Below are 16,069 nucleotides of genomic sequence, written 5' to 3'. Positions count from 1 at the left end.
GCGTTTGCCGCCACGAAAGAATTGCCCATCAATCTCCGACATTGAACATTTCAGCCGCGTCGGGCAGTACGGTGTCCGAGTGCAAAAGCAATCGCACGGCGTCTTGCATGATGAGCGGCGGAGCCATCTGTGAGGCGAGCTCGATTATCCGCGCCTGCAGTTTCTGGACCATTTCGGGGTTCTGATCGGCAAGGTTTGTGGTCTCGGACGTATCCTTCGAAAGATCGAAGAGTTCGAGTTTCGGCGGCAACGTCGCCTTCCACACAAGCTTCCAATCGTCCTGGCGGACGGCGGCCGTCATTGGTTCGATGTTGTAGACGATCTCGGTGCGTGGCGATGGCTTTCCTTCGCCAAGCATCGGCCACATGTCCATCCCGTCCAGCGGCTTGTTCTTGCCGAGCTTGGCACCGGCCAGAGCCGCCAAGGTCGGGTACATGTCAACGACATGCATCATTCCGTCGGCGGTAGCAGGCTTGATCTTTCCCGGCCAGTTGACCAGGCCAGCGACGCGGGTACCTCCTTCATAGGTCGTCCCCTTGCCCTCCCGGTAAGGACCGTTGTCGGCCGGAAGCTTGCCCTTGACGTCGCTTTCCCCTGCAAAGAAAGCATTGACCACGCCGCCATTGTCGCACTGAAAGACAATGAGCGTATTCTCGCGCATGCCGCGCATTTCGAGAGCTTCGATGACTCTGCCGATGCCATCGTCCATCACCGAGATCATCGCCGCATAGTTTCGTCGGCTCTCGTCGGCGATATGGCTGTTGCGTTCAATTCCTTCGGCGCCTGGAAGGGCGTATGCGGCGATGTGAAGGCCAGATACAGGAACAAAGGCTTCGACTGATCGTGCTCGTTGATCACTCGCACGGCTTCGGTGGCGAAGAGAACGTTGTCGAATCCTTCCTCCTCGATGGCTTCGTTGTTCCGGTACCAATCCGCATTGCCGTTCGCCGACTTATGCGTGAAGTGATCGATCTCGCCAAGCAGAGCGCCATAGAATGAATCGAATCCGCGCTGGCGCGGCCAGAATGCCGTTTTGGCGTGACCGAGGTGCCATTTGCCGCTCGCGGCGGTGGCATAGCCTGCTTCCTTCAACATTTCCGGCAAGAGATAGTCATCGAGCGCCAAGCCGTAGGTACCGCCCTGGGGAATGACGGCAGTCTGCATGCCGTACCGGAACGGGTAGCGGCCCGTCATGAACGCCGCCCGGGTCGGCGTGCACATGGGCTGGGCGTAGTGTTGCTCAAGCCGGGCGCCTTTTTCCGCCAGTTGGTCGATATTTGGCGTCTTTATGTCAGAGCCGTGAAATCCGACATCCTTCCAGCCCAAATCGTCGGCGAGGATAAAAACAATGTTCGGCTTGGTTGACTGTGCCATCGCGGCCGTTCCGGAAGCAAGCGCTGCGGCCAATCCACCCACGCCCATCCTGCCAGCAATTTGCACCGCCGCCAGTGAACCGCCAGTCGTGAGCACCGCCCGGCGCGTAAACCCTTGTGGGCCGACATGATCGGCCTTGTTGTCAACGTCCTTATCCATCAGTTCTGCCTCCCCCTCGCTGGGCGGCCTTTGTCCAGCATTTCGTGCAAGAACAGTTCGTTGATGATCATCACCCGCGCGACAGGCTTTAAATGCTCAATCTCGCATCCATGATATAGCGCCCGCCCGCTGCATCGAAATGATGGCAGCCGAGAAGCCCGGTCTTGAAGTCCGGCGTGATCGTGCGGATGCAGCGTTCGCGATAATGATCGAGCGTGAGCTCTTCGATTTCCATGATGTTCAGCCCATAACCGTAGAGGCCATGGGAATTTCGCTGCGACGGCCTGTAGATCTTGCCATCCCGCTCGAAGATGCGCCCGGCATTGCGGGCCACGGTGCTGCCGATGACGACGGGATTGCGTTTATGCGGCACGACGCGCTTCAGCTCCGGACCATCGACCTCGAAGACATAGAGCTCGTTACAGTGATCTTCATAGGCGTGATGATCCGAGAGATTGGTGAAGAGCCACCATTTGTTGCCGTGATGCGTCAGAATGCTGTCGGCAGCCGATTGGCCTTCGAGGGCGGTGGAATAAAGCTCCCATTTCAATGGGAATTCGGTGCAGCGCCAGATCTCGAGCCGATGCGACTGATGCGCCTCCGGCATCATGAAGATGTCGTCGCCGTCGCGGAACACGAACGGATAGGAGAGATGGTGCGGGCAATCGAGCGCCACGCCGAGCCGCTCAATCTTGTCGCCGTTGAAGCGGCCAACCGCGATATGCGCCTTGCGGTCGCCGTCCGCATAGGCTTCGTAAAACAGATAGCACTCGCCATCGTGCTGAAAGAGGAAGGGATCGGCCTTGATGTCGCCCTTGGTCGGCGGGATTTCGATCGCCTGGCTAGGATCGAAATCATCTATCCGCCCGCGACCGGTATAGAGCGTCCAGATTGACGAACCGAAACGCAGCTTTGATTTCAATACCTTAAGCGCTTTTCCTGAGAGATAACCTGACAATGCGCCGGTATAGCGGAAGAGATCGCCGAATGATGGGGCTGAAGTGACTGGCGGGCGCGCCAATGCCGTTGTGTCGAGCTGACGCGTATCGGCCAAACGCCCAAGTTCGCGCATCAAAAGCGTCACGCCACGCTCCCGCACGAAAGCGGCATTGCGCGCCGCGCTGAATTTGATGTTGAACGAGGAGGTAGCAATCTGGGCAAGCTGTGTTTCATCGCCGCGCTTGGCATAAAGCGTCAGGTCCGTCACCGGTGCCCTGGCAATGACATCGGCATAGCTATACCAATCGGCATGTTCCGATCGCTGATCGGAGAAATTGAAGGCCCATTCGCCAAACGGCAGTGCCCGGATCGCATCGTCGGGCAAGCCCTCCGGCGTGGTGCGTATGACCAGATCGAGATCGAGACGCTTGAGTAATGCGGAAGCGACGCTGCCATCGGTCGTGTTGCGGCCGCCAATGGCTTCGAGATAGTCGACGCGCTGGCGGCCGGCATCGAAATGCTTCGGGATATAGGCGGGCTGCCGGGCGAGCAGTTTACCCTCCAGCCGTGCTTCCAAGGCAAACAGCGACGACGTCTTCCGGTTACCGAAAGCACGCGGATGAACCAGCAGCGTGACGAGCTCGAAGCGCGGATCGGCAAGAACCCGGTCAAAAACCATCAGCTCCCAATTCTCAAAGCCGTCCTTATGCCCGGCAAGAACACCGATCCTCAAAGGCTTGGTCATATCCATAGTCGCGTTTCCTGTGCGGTTTCGCCGGATATTTTTCGAAGCGGCGCCTTAGGCGCCGCCGAACTTCTTGGAGATGACCGATGCCAGTTCGGCCACCGAGTCCTCATGCCAGCCATCGATATCGAGAACGGTCGTATCTGCCGCCACCGCATCGCCCCAGCCGAACAGCAATTTGCGGGCGCGGGGATGGTTGGCCTGGCTGCGCAGCAAGATAACCGAAGGATCCTTGTTTTGCGCCGGCTTATAGCTGCGCGCAGCCTCCACCAGCAGATCCGTCACCGCCGCATTGGCCTCTTCCTCAGGGGTATATTTCCCAGCCTTGACGCCGAACATTTTCAGGAGCGAGAGCGAGAAATTGAACTCCTTGAGGAACACGATCAGAGGCATCCGGCCCGACAGTACCTTCTTCGTGAAGTAGACGAGGCGTTTGACGCGCCGCTCCCTGTTCCACCGCTTCTGCTCCCTTTTCGGCAGCGAGCGGAAGTAGCCTGGCGCCCATGTATCGATGATCGCAGTAAAGCTGACATCAGCCCCCTTCTCCCGCAACTGCCGGGTTACCTCCATAGCCAGCGTCCCGTTGACGCAGAGCCCGGCGAGGCCAACAGGCCCGGCGCTGACATCGATCTGCATGGCATCGACCGCAAAGCGGGCAATATCCTCGAGCCGCATACCAGCCAGATTTCCGAGATCGGTATTGAACATGTTGACGTTGTGAACCGACACCGTATCCGGCAATTCGTTTGCCAGGCGGTAATAGAGGAAGGGATGGTTGAGCGTGTAAACCGAAGCCGGTCCCGTGCCACGTTTGCAGGTGATCATTTCCCAGGGGTTGGCGATCGCGGCGGCGGGTTCCTCCGCCTTCGGCGTGTCGAAGATCGCGGCGGCAAAGCCTTCAAGCGTCGGCTCCTTGAACAGAAGTTCCAGCGTCGGCTTGACGTTGAATTTGTCCCGCACGGCCGACAGCAGCCGCAGCGCCAGCAGGGAATGACCGCCGAGCGCGAAGAAATCGTCCTTCGGCCGTACCTGCGGAACTTGGAGAATGTCTTGCCAGAGGGCCGCCAGCGCAGCCATCTTCTTCGCCACCGGCGTATCGGCCGAAGCCTGGCTCGCGGAAAGCTCGGTTGCCGATGCGTCCTTGGCGGCAGCAACTGCATGCCGTTCGGGCACGGTCAGGGATGATAGCATTGCCTCGGGATGGTCGAGGGCGATCTCATACGCCTTCTGCCAGAGCTGCAGCAGGCTTTCGATCGTGCGTGCATCGAAGAGATCGGCATTGTATTCGATCGACATGCGCCAGCCCGTCGGCCGGCCGATCATGATGAAGCTCAGATCGTAGATGACGCCGGGCGATTGCGATGGTGAGCTGATCAGCTCGAAGCCGCCATAGCGATGATCCTCCAGAAACGCCTTCTGCAGGTTGAAATTCACCGAAATCAGCGGATTGCGCGAGGGATCGCGGACCGGGTTGATCAGCTCTACCAGCTTGTTGAACGGCATGCGCTGGTGGTTCAGCGCCCCCTCCACCGTCTCGCTGACCGAATGGATATGCTGCGCGAACGAGATGTCGGAAGAAAAATCGAAGCGCAGCACGAGATTGTTGATGAAGACGCCGATCAGGTCTTCAAGATCGGAATGTTCGCGGCCTGCCACCTGCGAGCCGAACATCACGGTCGCGGCATTCGTCAACCGATGCAACATGGCGCTGATGATGGCGGCGCCATAGCTGTATTGCGAGACGCGATGAGCGCGTGCGGCAGCATCCATGCGCTCGCTGAAGGCGAGAGGCTGCGCGACGGAGAGAATATTGCCGTGATTGGTCTTCACACGGCCGCGCGGATGGTCCGGCGTCACTTCGAAGTAAGGCGCGCCGGTGAGCTTCTCCCGCCAGAAGGTCTTCTCCGTCTCGAAACCGTAGCTCTGCAGATATTCCTGCTGCCAGAGAGCATAGTCGCCATATTGGAGCGGCAAATCAGGGAGGACAGGCTGCCGGCCGGCATCGATGGCGGCGGCGATTTCCCCCACTTCCCGTCCGAGCACGCGGATCGACCAACCATCGAAGCAGCTCTGGTGGGCGGTGATGAGGAGAACCCCGCGGTCATTTTCGGCCATCAGCAGCGAGACGCGAAAGAGCCCGGGCTTGCTAAGGTCGAAAGGAGCCTGTGCCGTCTCCTCGCCGATCGACAGGATTCTTGTCTGGCGCTGATCGGCCGCCATGCTGCGAAGATCGATCACCGACATCTTGAAATCGATCCGGTCCACCGCCTGCTGGAAGGGGCGCCCTTCCCTTTCGATGAATCGCGTCCTCAGAATCTCATGACGCTGGATCACCTTGCGAAAGGCCGCCTCGATGGTCGCGGCTTTGAACGCGCCGCGAATTTCCCAGCGAACCGCAACATTGAGCGCTGGATTGCCGGGGAGCAACTGGTCGAGAATCCAGCAGCGCAATTGCGTCTGCGTGCAGGGAAACTCGCCGATGATCTCCAGAGCGGCAACCTGGCCTACGGGGCTGTTTTCAACACTACTCATATTGCCCTCTCCAATCCGCGGCGTGCGCCGTTACGGAAGTCTTTCAATGATGGAACGTGGAACTGAGCCGGGTCAGCCTTGATCTCCCCTTGGCTGTCGGCAAAGGCCGCCAGCTCGGCTACCGAGGGATGACGCAGCAGATGCTTCGCCTCCAGTGGCAGGCCGGTGTCGAGCATGCGGGCGGCGATGCGGAAGATAGTCAGCGAGTCGGCACCCAGCGCGTAGAGATTGTCGTCGACGCTGATATCCCCGAGGTTCAACACCTCCTCCCAGATTGTCAGGATCCGCCGCTCGGTCTCTGTCTTGGGTTGAACCTTGACGACTGCAGCCTCGCGCTGCGGCACGCCGCGCAACTGCAGGGTCTTCCGGTCGAGCTTGCCATTGGCAGTCTGCGGCAGCTCGCTTTCAGTCACCCAGAAGCTCGGCACCATATGGCCGGGAAGATTGGCCTTGGCATGTGCGGCAAGATTGGCCGGCGAAAGCTCGATGCCGCTGATCGTGGGTACGACATAGCAGACGAGAGAGCGGTCGCCCTTCTGGTTCTCCGCCGCGACGACGGCGCATTGGCGAACGCCTTCGGCTTTGGAGACCACGGCTTCGATATCGCCAAGTTCGATGCGGAAGCCGCGAAGCTTTATCTGCTGGTCGCGTCGTCCGAGCAGTTGCAGCGACCCGTCGGCCAGGCGCCGGCCGACATCGCCGGTCTTGTAGAGACGTTTCGGCCTGCCGGTAGCGAAGCAGAATGGCACGAAGGCTTTCTCGGTCAGGTCAAGCCGGTCGAAATAACCGTTCGCCAGGCCATCGCCGCCGATATGCAGCTCGCCGGTTACGCCAATCGGCGCGATGCTGTTGTTCTGGTCGAGAATATAGAGCTGGGTGTTGGCGATCGGGTGGCCGATGGTGATCGGCTGATCCGCATCGGTGATCCGCTGCAGCGAAGACCAGATCGTCGTCTCCGTCGGGCCATACATGTTCCAGAGCTCGCCCCCGATCGCCAGCAGCGATTTCGCCAGCTCCTTCGGCAAGGGTTCGCCGCCGCAGAGCATCTTCAGGTTCGGCCGCTCCTTGAGGCCCGCCTCCGTCAGCATCTGCCAGAGCGTCGGGGTTGCCTGCAGCACCGTCGCATTATGCTCATTGATCAGCCGCACCAGCGCGAAGCCATCCTGCACCTGCATCCGGTTGGCGACGACGACCTTTCCGCCCGATATCAACGGCAGGTAGATTTCCAGCCCGGCGATATCGAAGGAGATCGTCGTTACGGCAATCAGCGTGTCATTGGCGGTGAATCCCGGCTCCTTCGCCATGGAAAGGAGGAAGTTCGTCAGCGCCCGGTGGGACACTTCGACGCCCTTCGGCATGCCGGTCGAGCCGGAGGTAAAGATGATATAGGCCGGAGCCGTGGTGTCGGTCGGCAGGCTCTTCAGGGTGGCCCCTGTCATCGAGCCGATCGCCTTCGCGTCCTTGTCGGTACGGATGATCGGCGTGCCTGAGGCTGCAAGTCGTGCCATCTCGTCGCTATCGCAAATCAGGCCGCCGACGCGGGCGATATCCAGCGTCTGACGCAACCGCGGCTCAGGATGGGCCGGGTCCATGGGCACATAGGTGTGCCCGGCCTTCATGACCGCCAAGAGAGCGACGATCATTTCCAGCGAGCGCTCGACGAGAAGCGCGATGCGCTGCCCGGGTTCGGGGATCGCCATCTGCAGATAGAGGGCAAGCTGGTTGGAGCGGGTTTCGAGTTCGCCGTAGGTGATCGTATGGCCGTCATGTTCGGCGGCGATGGAATGCGGATGTTCTGCTGCCTTGCGGGCGAAGAGCGAGAAGGCAAACTCATCATGATTGTAGTCCATCGCCGTATGATTGAGGCTTTCGATCAGCCAGGATTTCTCGTCCGCCGTCAGCAGCGACAGTTCGGAAACCTTGCGCTCCATATCTTTCGCGAGTGCCGCAGCCAGCGTCGAGAAATGGCCTATCCAGCGCTCGATGGTGGCGCGGTCGAAGACGTCGGCATTGTAGTCGACGTCGATGCGAATGTGATCCGCGGCCTCGATCATGTTGAAGAACATGTCGAAGTTGGAGAAGGCCTTCGCATTCGGCTCGATCGTCGGCTTCAGGTTGCCGAAGGCGCCGCCGCCGGCCATCCGCTCCAGGTTGAACTGGATCTCGGTGAGCGGCAGGCGCCGCGAGTCGCGCTTGATCCCGAGTTTGCGCACCAGCGTGCCGTAGGTGTAGTCCTGATGCTCGAACGCCTGGAAGACCAACTGTTGCGTTGCCTTCAGGTGGGTGACGAAGGATTCTGTTGACGTCACGGTCTGACGCAGCGGCAGGAGGTTGACGCAGTGGCCGACGAGGATCTGGTCACCGACCAGGCTCTGGCCAGCCGAGGGGATGGCGATGACCATGTCCTCCTGGCCGGAAAGCCGCGAGATCGTTACCTGCAAGGTGGCAAGCAGGGTAGAGAACAGCGTCGCACCCGATTTTGCTCCTGCCTTCTTCAGGGCCTTATAGACTTCTTCGCCGATGAAGCCGGTGCAGGTTCCGCCGGCAAAGCTGCGATATTCCGGGCGCGGCCGATCAAGCGGCATTTCCGGCAGATCGGGAACCGTCTTGAACTGGTCGAGCCAGAATTGCTCCGTAGCCCCTGATTTCTCCGGCTTCGGTGCGAAGTCGGTCGAATAGGCGGCGAAGGACAGAGCCGGTTCGAAGTGCGGCATGTCGCCCTGTTGGTAGGCAGCATAGGCGGTCGACAACTCATCGACGAACACGTTGATCGACCAGCCATCGCAGACGATGTGGTGGCCCGTGAAGACGAAGACATGCTTGTCGTGACCGAGCTTCACGATGCTGGCACGGACCAGAGGACCGTTCACGAGGTCAAAGGGTGTCAGCGCCTCATCTTCGATGATCTGACGCAGATGGGCTTCGTTGGCACCATCGACCAGCGGCAGATCGAGTTTGAAATCCGGAATGAAGTGGAAGAACTGGCCGCTGCGATCAAAACGGATATGGAAGGCATCATGACGATCAACGACGGTATCGATGGCTTTGCGGAACGCTTTCTCGTCGAAAGCGCCTTCGAGCTTCAATGAAAAGGATTCGTTGAACGAGCACGAGGCTTCGTCGCCGGCCTGTGCCGCCAGCCAGATTTCCGTCTGCGCCTCCGTCAGCGGTGCGGATTGCGGCCGCGGAGCGCGCGCTACCACGGGTACTTTCGTTTCAACCGATGAGGCTGGTCTATCTTCGGCAGGGGCGAGGATTCCCACCGACTGCAGCGCGTCGAGAGTGTCGCGGAAGGCCTTGGCGATCGTCTGGAAATCGTCTTCGCTATGGGCCGTGGTCAGGAAGCATGGATAGCCTTCCTGGATGTGGACGCCGTTCAGGCGCATCTGGGCGTAGAACAGCGACCCCAGCGAATCCTGGCTGCTGAAGTCGGCGGCGAACCAGCTCTTATAGCCGTGAACGACATCGGCAATGCCGCGCCTTGCGAGTTCCGCCTTCATTTCGGCGACGAGTGCCTGGGTTCGTTCGGCGACGCGTCCATAAAGCTCCGCACCCTCACCCTTGATGTGATGCAGGACGGCATGTGCCGCGGCAAGCACCAGCGGGTGACGTACGAATGTGCCGGCAAAAAAAGTCGGGGCGGTCATGGGAACGGAGTCATCGCCGTAATTCCAGTGGCCGCCGTCGAGAGCATCCATGAAACGTGCGCTTCCAACCAAGACTCCGATCGGCATGCCGCCGCCGACAACTTTGCCATAAGTCGCCATATCGCCCTTGATGCCCCAGATCGCCTGCATGCCGCCGGGATCGACGCGGAAGCCAGTGACGACTTCATCGAAGACCAGGGCGAATTCAGACTTGGTGGCGACATCACGCAGCTCACGAACAAATTCGATCGGCTGCAATTCCGGATGGCGGCTTTGGATAGGTTCAATGATAACGGCCGCAATTTCCTCAGCATTGGCGCGGATGAAATCGAGGCTTTCCGGTGCGCCGTAGCGCAGCACGGTCATGTTGGATACCGAGCCCATCGGAATGCCGGAAGCGATCGGCAAGGCGATCGGCCGGTCGGCCCGATTGCGGCCCTTGACCAGCACTTCGTCGAACTGGCCGTGGTAGTCATTGGCGAAGACCACGATGCGGTCGCGGCCGGTGACGGCACGGGCGAGACGCATGGCGGCCATGACGGCTTCCGAACCGGTGTTGCAGAAGGTGACGCGCTCATGACCGGTCACTTCGGCGATCATTCCGGCGACCTCGCCGGCGAGCGGCGTTTGCGGGCCGATGGCAAAGCCGATATCGGCCTGGGCCTTGATCGCATCGATGACGAAATCCGGGGCGTGACCGAAGGCGGTCTGCCCGAAGCCGTTGACTAGATCGACGTATTTGTTGCCGTCGACATCCCAAATATGTGCGCCCTTGGAATGGTCGCAGACGATCGGGAAAACCATTTCCTTCCAGTCGGCGCGGAAGCCCGAAGCCGTGCGCGGGTCGGCAAGCCAATGGCGATTGTCCTTGGTGAAGGCCTTGGATTTAGCGTTCTTCGCTTCATAGGCGGCGGTCAGGTCGGCGATGAAGGCCCGCTTCGCGTTGGACATTTCCGGCGCAAGGCTCTTTGCGCCCGGACGATAGAGCTTGATGCGTTCCGTGCCGAATTCGGTTTCTGTTGCATCCGTCGCCGGCTTGAGGGCTGCTGGAGCGGCAGCAGGAGCGATGACGGGCGCCGATACCGGCGGCGCGACGGCTGGGATTGCCGCAGCGGCGGCCGGAACCAGCGCCGTACCGCCCTGCAGGATCAGCAACTGTTGGGCAAATAGCGACTGTGCGAGCTGGATCTGCGATTGCAGCACGGCTGCCAAATCCGTCGAAGCGGCAGATATCATCGGCATCGACGCGACGGGAAGAGCCGCCGGAATAGCGATTGGTGAGGGTGCCGCTGCAGCCGGCGCAGCGGGAGCGACAACCTGCGCCGCTACCGGTGCCGCGACTGGTTTCACGGCATCCGGCGGCATCTGCTGGTCGAGATGGAGTGCCAGATCGGCGACCGAGGGAATGTTGCTGAGCAGCTCACGGAAGGAGAGTTTAACCTTGTATTCCTTCTCGATACGCTGCGCGAACTGGCCCACGAACAGTGAGTCGAAACCGAGTTCGAGGAAAGTCACGGCCCGCTCGGTAACCCCCAGCGTCTCCCCTGACATTTCGCTGAGCAAGGTCAACAGGGAGGTTTCAAGTGTGAGGACGCGATCGGAAAGGGAGAGTGGTGTTACGACGTTCATGGCTTTGTTCTCATCGACAAGGTTGACATCGGCTGCGAAAGAGGCAGCGGGCACAGGAACTTGAGCGGGCAGAGCCGGTTGGCTCGCCGCGCGGCGGGAGGATTGCGGAGCGTCGATCCAGTGACGCTGGCGCTGGAACGGATAGGTCGGCAGGCCCAGGCGCTGCTCGGCGCTGGCGGGCAGAGCCGGCCATTCCACCGGGTAGCCGGCCATCCAGAGTTTTCCGTGTGCTTCCGCCAGGGTCTCGGAAGCGGCAAAAGCACGGTCATGCTCAGGCAAGGACTGCACGATGGCGGCAACACCGTCACGGGCAATCGTCTGCGCGGCAAAGACGGATAGCGTTCGGCCGGGGCCGACTTCAAGCAGCACCGGTTTGCGGCCGCGGCAGAGCGTCATGAGCCCGTCGGCGAAGTGAACTGCGTCGCGGCAATGCGTTGCCCAATAGTCCGGCGAGGTTCCGCGTTCACCGGTCTGCCAGTCGCCGGTGACGCAGGAAATATACGGCATGGTGGCAGTGCCATAGGTGGTCTTTGCCGTCTCTTCGCGCAGGGCAATAACGGCTTCATCCATCATCGCCGAGTGGAAGGCATGCGAAGTATGCAGCCGGCTGAAGGCAATGCCGGCGGATTCGAGCACGGTGCAGACCGTATCGATATCTTCGAACGGCCCCGAAATGACGGAGAGTTTCGGGGCATTGATCGCAGCGATCTCGACCTTGCCCCGCAGATGCATGGCGACGGTTTCGGCATCGGCGCGAACCGACACCATTGCACCCTGCGGCTGGTTCTGCATCAGCCGCCCCCGGTTGGCGACCAGCCGCAAGCCGTCTTCGAAGGAGATGACATTGGCGAGCGTTGCGGCGACGAATTCGCCGACGCTATGGCCGATCATCGCATAGGGCTTGACGCCACGGCTCATCCACAGCCGCGCCAGCGCGTATTCGACGAGATAGAGGCAGGGCTGAGCGATGCGCGTCTCACGCTGCTCGTCGGCCATGGCCTGGGTCACCGGACCGGTGTGGCAGATATAGTCGCGCAGATCGACGCCGAGTGTCATCTTCAGCAGCTCGGCGCCGCGGTCGATCCAGCGAGCGAATTCCGGCTCCGCGCTATAGAGGCCGGCGCCCATGCCGGCATATTGAGCGCCCTGCCCCGGAAACATGAAGGCGACGGGTGGTTGATCCGCGGCAACGAGCGGCTGGTAGCGCTCCGCCGTCAGGCGATCGATCGCCTCTTCCGTAGTGCTGGCGGCAATGGCAAGGCGATGATTGAACTCACGCCGGCCGGTCTGCAGCGTATGAGCCACCTGCGCTAGAGGCAGCCCGGGATTCTTGGCGAGATGGTCAGCGAGGTTAGTGCGCATGGCCGACAGGGCGGCCGGATTGGATGCCGAAAGCGGCAGAAGATATGGTCCTTCCTGCTCATCGACAGACTCATCGTGACGAACCGGCGGCTCCTCGACGATGACGTGAATGTTCGTGCCGCCGACACCGAACGCACTGACGCCGGCGCGGCGCGGCCCTTCCGTTTCCGGCCAATCGATCATTTCTGTCGGAATGTAGAAGGGGCTGTGATCGAGATCGATGCGCGGATTCGGTTTCTCGTAGTTGGGCATGGGTGGTATTTTTGCCTTGCCCAGCGCCAGCGCGGTCTTGATGAGGCCGGTAACGCCGGCGGCGGCGTCCGTGTGGCCGATATTGCCTTTTACCGATCCAAGCGCGCAGCTTGCCGGCGCGGGCGGATCTTCCGAAAAAGCACCCTTGAGACCGCTGAATTCGATGGGGTCGCCGAGCGGCGTCGCGGTGCCGTGGCATTCGACATAGCCGATGGTTGCTGGTGAGACGGCGGCGTTGGCAAAGGCTGCCGAAATCGCTTCGGCCTGGCCTTCGACGCTCGGTGCGACGAAACCAACCTTGTCGGAGCCATCATTGTTGACGCCATAGCCTCGGATAACCGCATAAATATGGTCGCCATCCCGCAGCGCATCTTCCTGGCGCTTCAGAAGGACGACGCCGGCGCCGCTCGCGAAGACTGTCCCGGCGGCGTTCGCATCGAAGGGGCGGCAGGTGCCATCAGGCGAGGCCATGCCGCCTTCCTGATAGATATAGCCACGCCTTTGCGGAATGGTGATCGAGACACCGCCGGCAAGCGCCATGTCGCAACTATAGGTCAACAGGTTCTGGCAGGCTTGCGACACGGCCAGCAGCGAGGTCGAGCAGGCCGATTGCAGCGTGAAGGCGGGGCCACGCAGATTGAATTTATAGGCGATGCGTGTCGCAAGCGTGTCGTTGAGTGCACCGACAAGATGTTGGAAGCAGCCGATCTGATAGTTGGAGGTAAATTCCTCCGCCTTGGCGCGATCGCCGAGAACATTGTTGATCAGATAAGTCGGCATCGAGGAGCCGGCGAAGACGCCGATCATTCCCGGATAACGCTGCGGATCGTAGCCGCCATCTTCGAGCGCTTCCCAGCAGATTTCCAGGAAGACCCTGTGCTGGGGATCAGTCAGCGCCGCTTCGCGCGGATACATGCCGAAGAAATCAGCATCGAACAGCTCGACATCACGAAGATGCGGCCGGGCCGGAACAAAATTCGGCTGCGCGCGCTCCTCGTCGGTAAAGGCATCTTCGAGTTCTTCCGGCGAGAATTGCGAGAAGGCATTCCGCCCTTCGCAAATCAATTGCCAAAGCGCTTCTACCGAAGGCGCTCCCGGAAAGCGACCGGACATGCCGATAATTGCGATACCGCCCGAATCCTGATTGTCCCAATCCTGATTGCTATCGAAATCACTCTCATCGCCATTGGCATGACCGGTTTCATAATCTCTCGTCATGAAGAACTCCTGCGGAATTGGGACATGGTCTTTCTCTGAAGAGCTGCGCGCTGGGCGGCGGCGATTGCCCGTGCCGAACCCGAAGCCTTGCCGTCGACGTGGCGCGCCAATTCGCGGATCGTCGGATGCTTGAACAAGGCAACGACGTCGACGGAACGTTCGAGCTCGGCCTCAAGGCCTGCATGGATTTCCATGAGCTGCAGCGAGGTTCCGCCGAGGTCGAAGAAGTTTCTGTCGAGATCGATTTTTCCCGTGCCCAGCGCGTCCTGCCAGAGCCTTGTTAGAAGTGTCTCTGTCTGGCTCTTGGCGATGGCATCAGGCGCAATCTCGATCTGCTCCATAGGCGGCGGCTGAAGCTTGGAGCGATCGACCTTGCCGGCCGGCGTCAGCGGAAATGCGTCGACGACCACGGCCGCGCTCGGGATCATGTAGGCTGGAAGTGCCGCGCGTAGCGCTGCCATGACGCTTGGCACGAAATCGGGACCTGCGCTCCCCTGACGGGGGCACAGGTAGGCGACGATGCGCTTCAGCGTCGCGCTTTGGACGTGGCAAAGGACGATGCCGTCGGCAAGGCGCGGATCGCGTCTTAGCGTGGCCTCGATTTCATCGAGCTCGATACGTTTGCCATTGATCTTGACCTGCCGGTCGCGACGTCCCTTGAAGGCGACCATGCCGTCCGCATGCAGAACGGCGAGATCGCCGGTCAGATAGTACCGCTTTTGTCCGTTGTTCGTGCCGATCGTCACGAACTTCTCCGCGGTCATCTCCGGACGTTTGAAATAGCCGATCGCAAGCCCGTCGCCCGATATCGCTAACTGCCCCTCGGTCCCGTACGGAACCTCCCGCAATTCCTCGTCGAGAACGGCAATGCCCGTATGTGCGATGGCTCTGCCGATCGGCAATTCCTGCCCTGAGAAGTTCGGAGGCACTTCGAATGCTGTCGCGAAAACCGTCGTTTCGGTCGGTCCATAGGCATTTGTGAGCTTGCAGCCTGGAAAGCGGTCGAGAAAACGGCGCGCATGAACTGCCGATCCGACGTCGCCGCCGAACAGGACATGGCGAAGCTGCGGCAGGTCGCCGTCCGCATGATCGGCAAACACGTTGAAGAGCCCTGTCGTCAGGAACATGATGCTGACGCCGGTTTCGCGTATGAGGTCGCAGAGCCGAGCGACGGAGAAGCTGGTATCCGGCATGCCGACAAGCATGCTGCCGTTGAGCAATGCCCCCCAGATCTCCAGGGTCGCGGCGTCGAAGGCGATCGTTGCAGTGTGCAGGACCACATCATCCGGCCGAAATTCGACATAGGTCTGATCCAGGACGACGCGGGCGATACTGCGATGTGCGATCGCGGTGCCTTTCGGGCGGCCGGTCGACCCGGAGGTGTACATGACATAGGCCACATCATCGCCGCCGATCTTGACGGACGGCCGTGGCTGGGGCGGACGGATGGTCATTTCCGCAATGATGGCGCTCGCCTCGATGACGCGGCCGCGCATGCTGGGAACGATGCTGATCTTGTCGCCGTAGGCCGAATCGACAAAGACCACCTTCGGCTCGCATTCGCCGATGACATGATCGAGGTGCTCGATCGGAAAAGCGGGATCGAGGGGAAGATAGGCGCCGCCGGCCTTGAGAATGGCGAGCTTGCAGACGATGGCATTGAGGCTGCGCGGCAGGAACAGGCCGACGATGTCGGCCTTGCGGATGCCGAGTTTTACGAGATAGGCCGCCAATGAGTCGGAGAGCCGGTCAAGTTCGCGGTAGCTGAGTGCCGAATCGCCGAAAACGACTGCGGTGGCGTGCGGCGCGGCCAGGGCCTGTTCATGCACCATGTCATGAAGGTTGCGGTCTCGGTCGTAATGCATGATTACGGGAGAATTGGCTTTCTCTTCAGAATCGAAATCGATCATCGCTGTGCTCCGGGCTACGTTTGCTGCCTGCGACGGCACGATATCTGTGCCTTATCGTCGCCTGCAGAATTTCACGCTGCCGGAAAATCACCAGTTGATCATTGGGATGACTGCCCTCCTCCACGAAAGTCTTAAGCCTTAGCCGACGTAGACATTTCGTCGGAGGAGGCCGCCGAGGCGGCCGCGAGCTGGCCAAAAGCATTACGGGCGAAGGAGACCGGGCGGGTCGTGCGAACGCACCCCGCCTCAAAAGGAAGATTCTTTATTTCCGCGCATATTAAGGAGTGCAGGCTACGGGGCGC

General features: G+C 60.5%; 4 protein-coding genes and 1 pseudogene. All 5 read right to left on the bottom strand.

Translation table 11 applies throughout. The features are described 5' to 3' along the window. Window positions 1-28 precede the first annotated feature (28 nt). Window positions 29-1,374, bottom strand: a pseudogene (locus NXC24_RS28005) (arylsulfatase). Between the two features lie 247 nt (window positions 1,375-1,621). Further along, window positions 1,622-3,223, bottom strand: coding sequence for a hypothetical protein (locus tag NXC24_RS28000; RefSeq protein WP_104826642.1), 1,602 nt, complete (start codon window positions 3,221-3,223; stop codon window positions 1,622-1,624). Between the two features lie 48 nt (window positions 3,224-3,271). Further along, window positions 3,272-5,749 carry a condensation domain-containing protein gene (locus NXC24_RS27995; RefSeq protein ID WP_104826641.1) on the bottom strand — a complete coding sequence of 826 codons (2,478 nt, stop codon included), beginning with the start codon at window positions 5,747-5,749 and terminating at the stop codon, window positions 3,272-3,274. After that, a complete protein-coding gene (locus tag NXC24_RS27990; protein ID WP_104826640.1) occupies window positions 5,746-13,857 on the bottom strand; it encodes a hybrid non-ribosomal peptide synthetase/type I polyketide synthase in 8,112 nt (2,703 codons plus the stop codon). The genes NXC24_RS27995 and NXC24_RS27990 overlap by 4 nt, the downstream gene beginning before the upstream one ends. Then, window positions 13,854-15,767, bottom strand: a complete 1,914-nt coding sequence (locus tag NXC24_RS27985; protein ID WP_104826639.1) for a non-ribosomal peptide synthetase — start codon at window positions 15,765-15,767, stop codon at window positions 13,854-13,856. The genes NXC24_RS27990 and NXC24_RS27985 overlap by 4 nt, the downstream gene beginning before the upstream one ends. Window positions 15,768-16,069 lie beyond the last annotated feature (302 nt).

The sequence above is a fragment of the Rhizobium sp. NXC24 genome (genome assembly GCF_002944315.1).
Lineage (GTDB): Bacteria > Pseudomonadota > Alphaproteobacteria > Rhizobiales > Rhizobiaceae > Rhizobium.
This window is presented reverse-complemented; position numbering and strand designations above follow the sequence as displayed.

Bases quoted from the DNA above. Each gene is read 5' to 3' on its own strand.
- NXC24_RS27995 (WP_104826641.1), bottom strand. From the start codon at position 5,749: ATGAGTAGTGTTGAAAACAGCCCCGTAGGCCAGGTTGCCGCTCTGGAG.
- NXC24_RS27990 (WP_104826640.1), bottom strand. From the start codon at position 13,857: ATGACGAGAGATTATGAAACCGGTCATGCCAATGGCGATGAGAGTGAT.
- NXC24_RS27985 (WP_104826639.1), bottom strand. From the start codon at position 15,767: ATGATCGATTTCGATTCTGAAGAGAAAGCCAATTCTCCCGTAATCATG.
- NXC24_RS28000 (WP_104826642.1), bottom strand. From the start codon at position 3,223: ATGGATATGACCAAGCCTTTGAGGATCGGTGTTCTTGCCGGGCATAAG.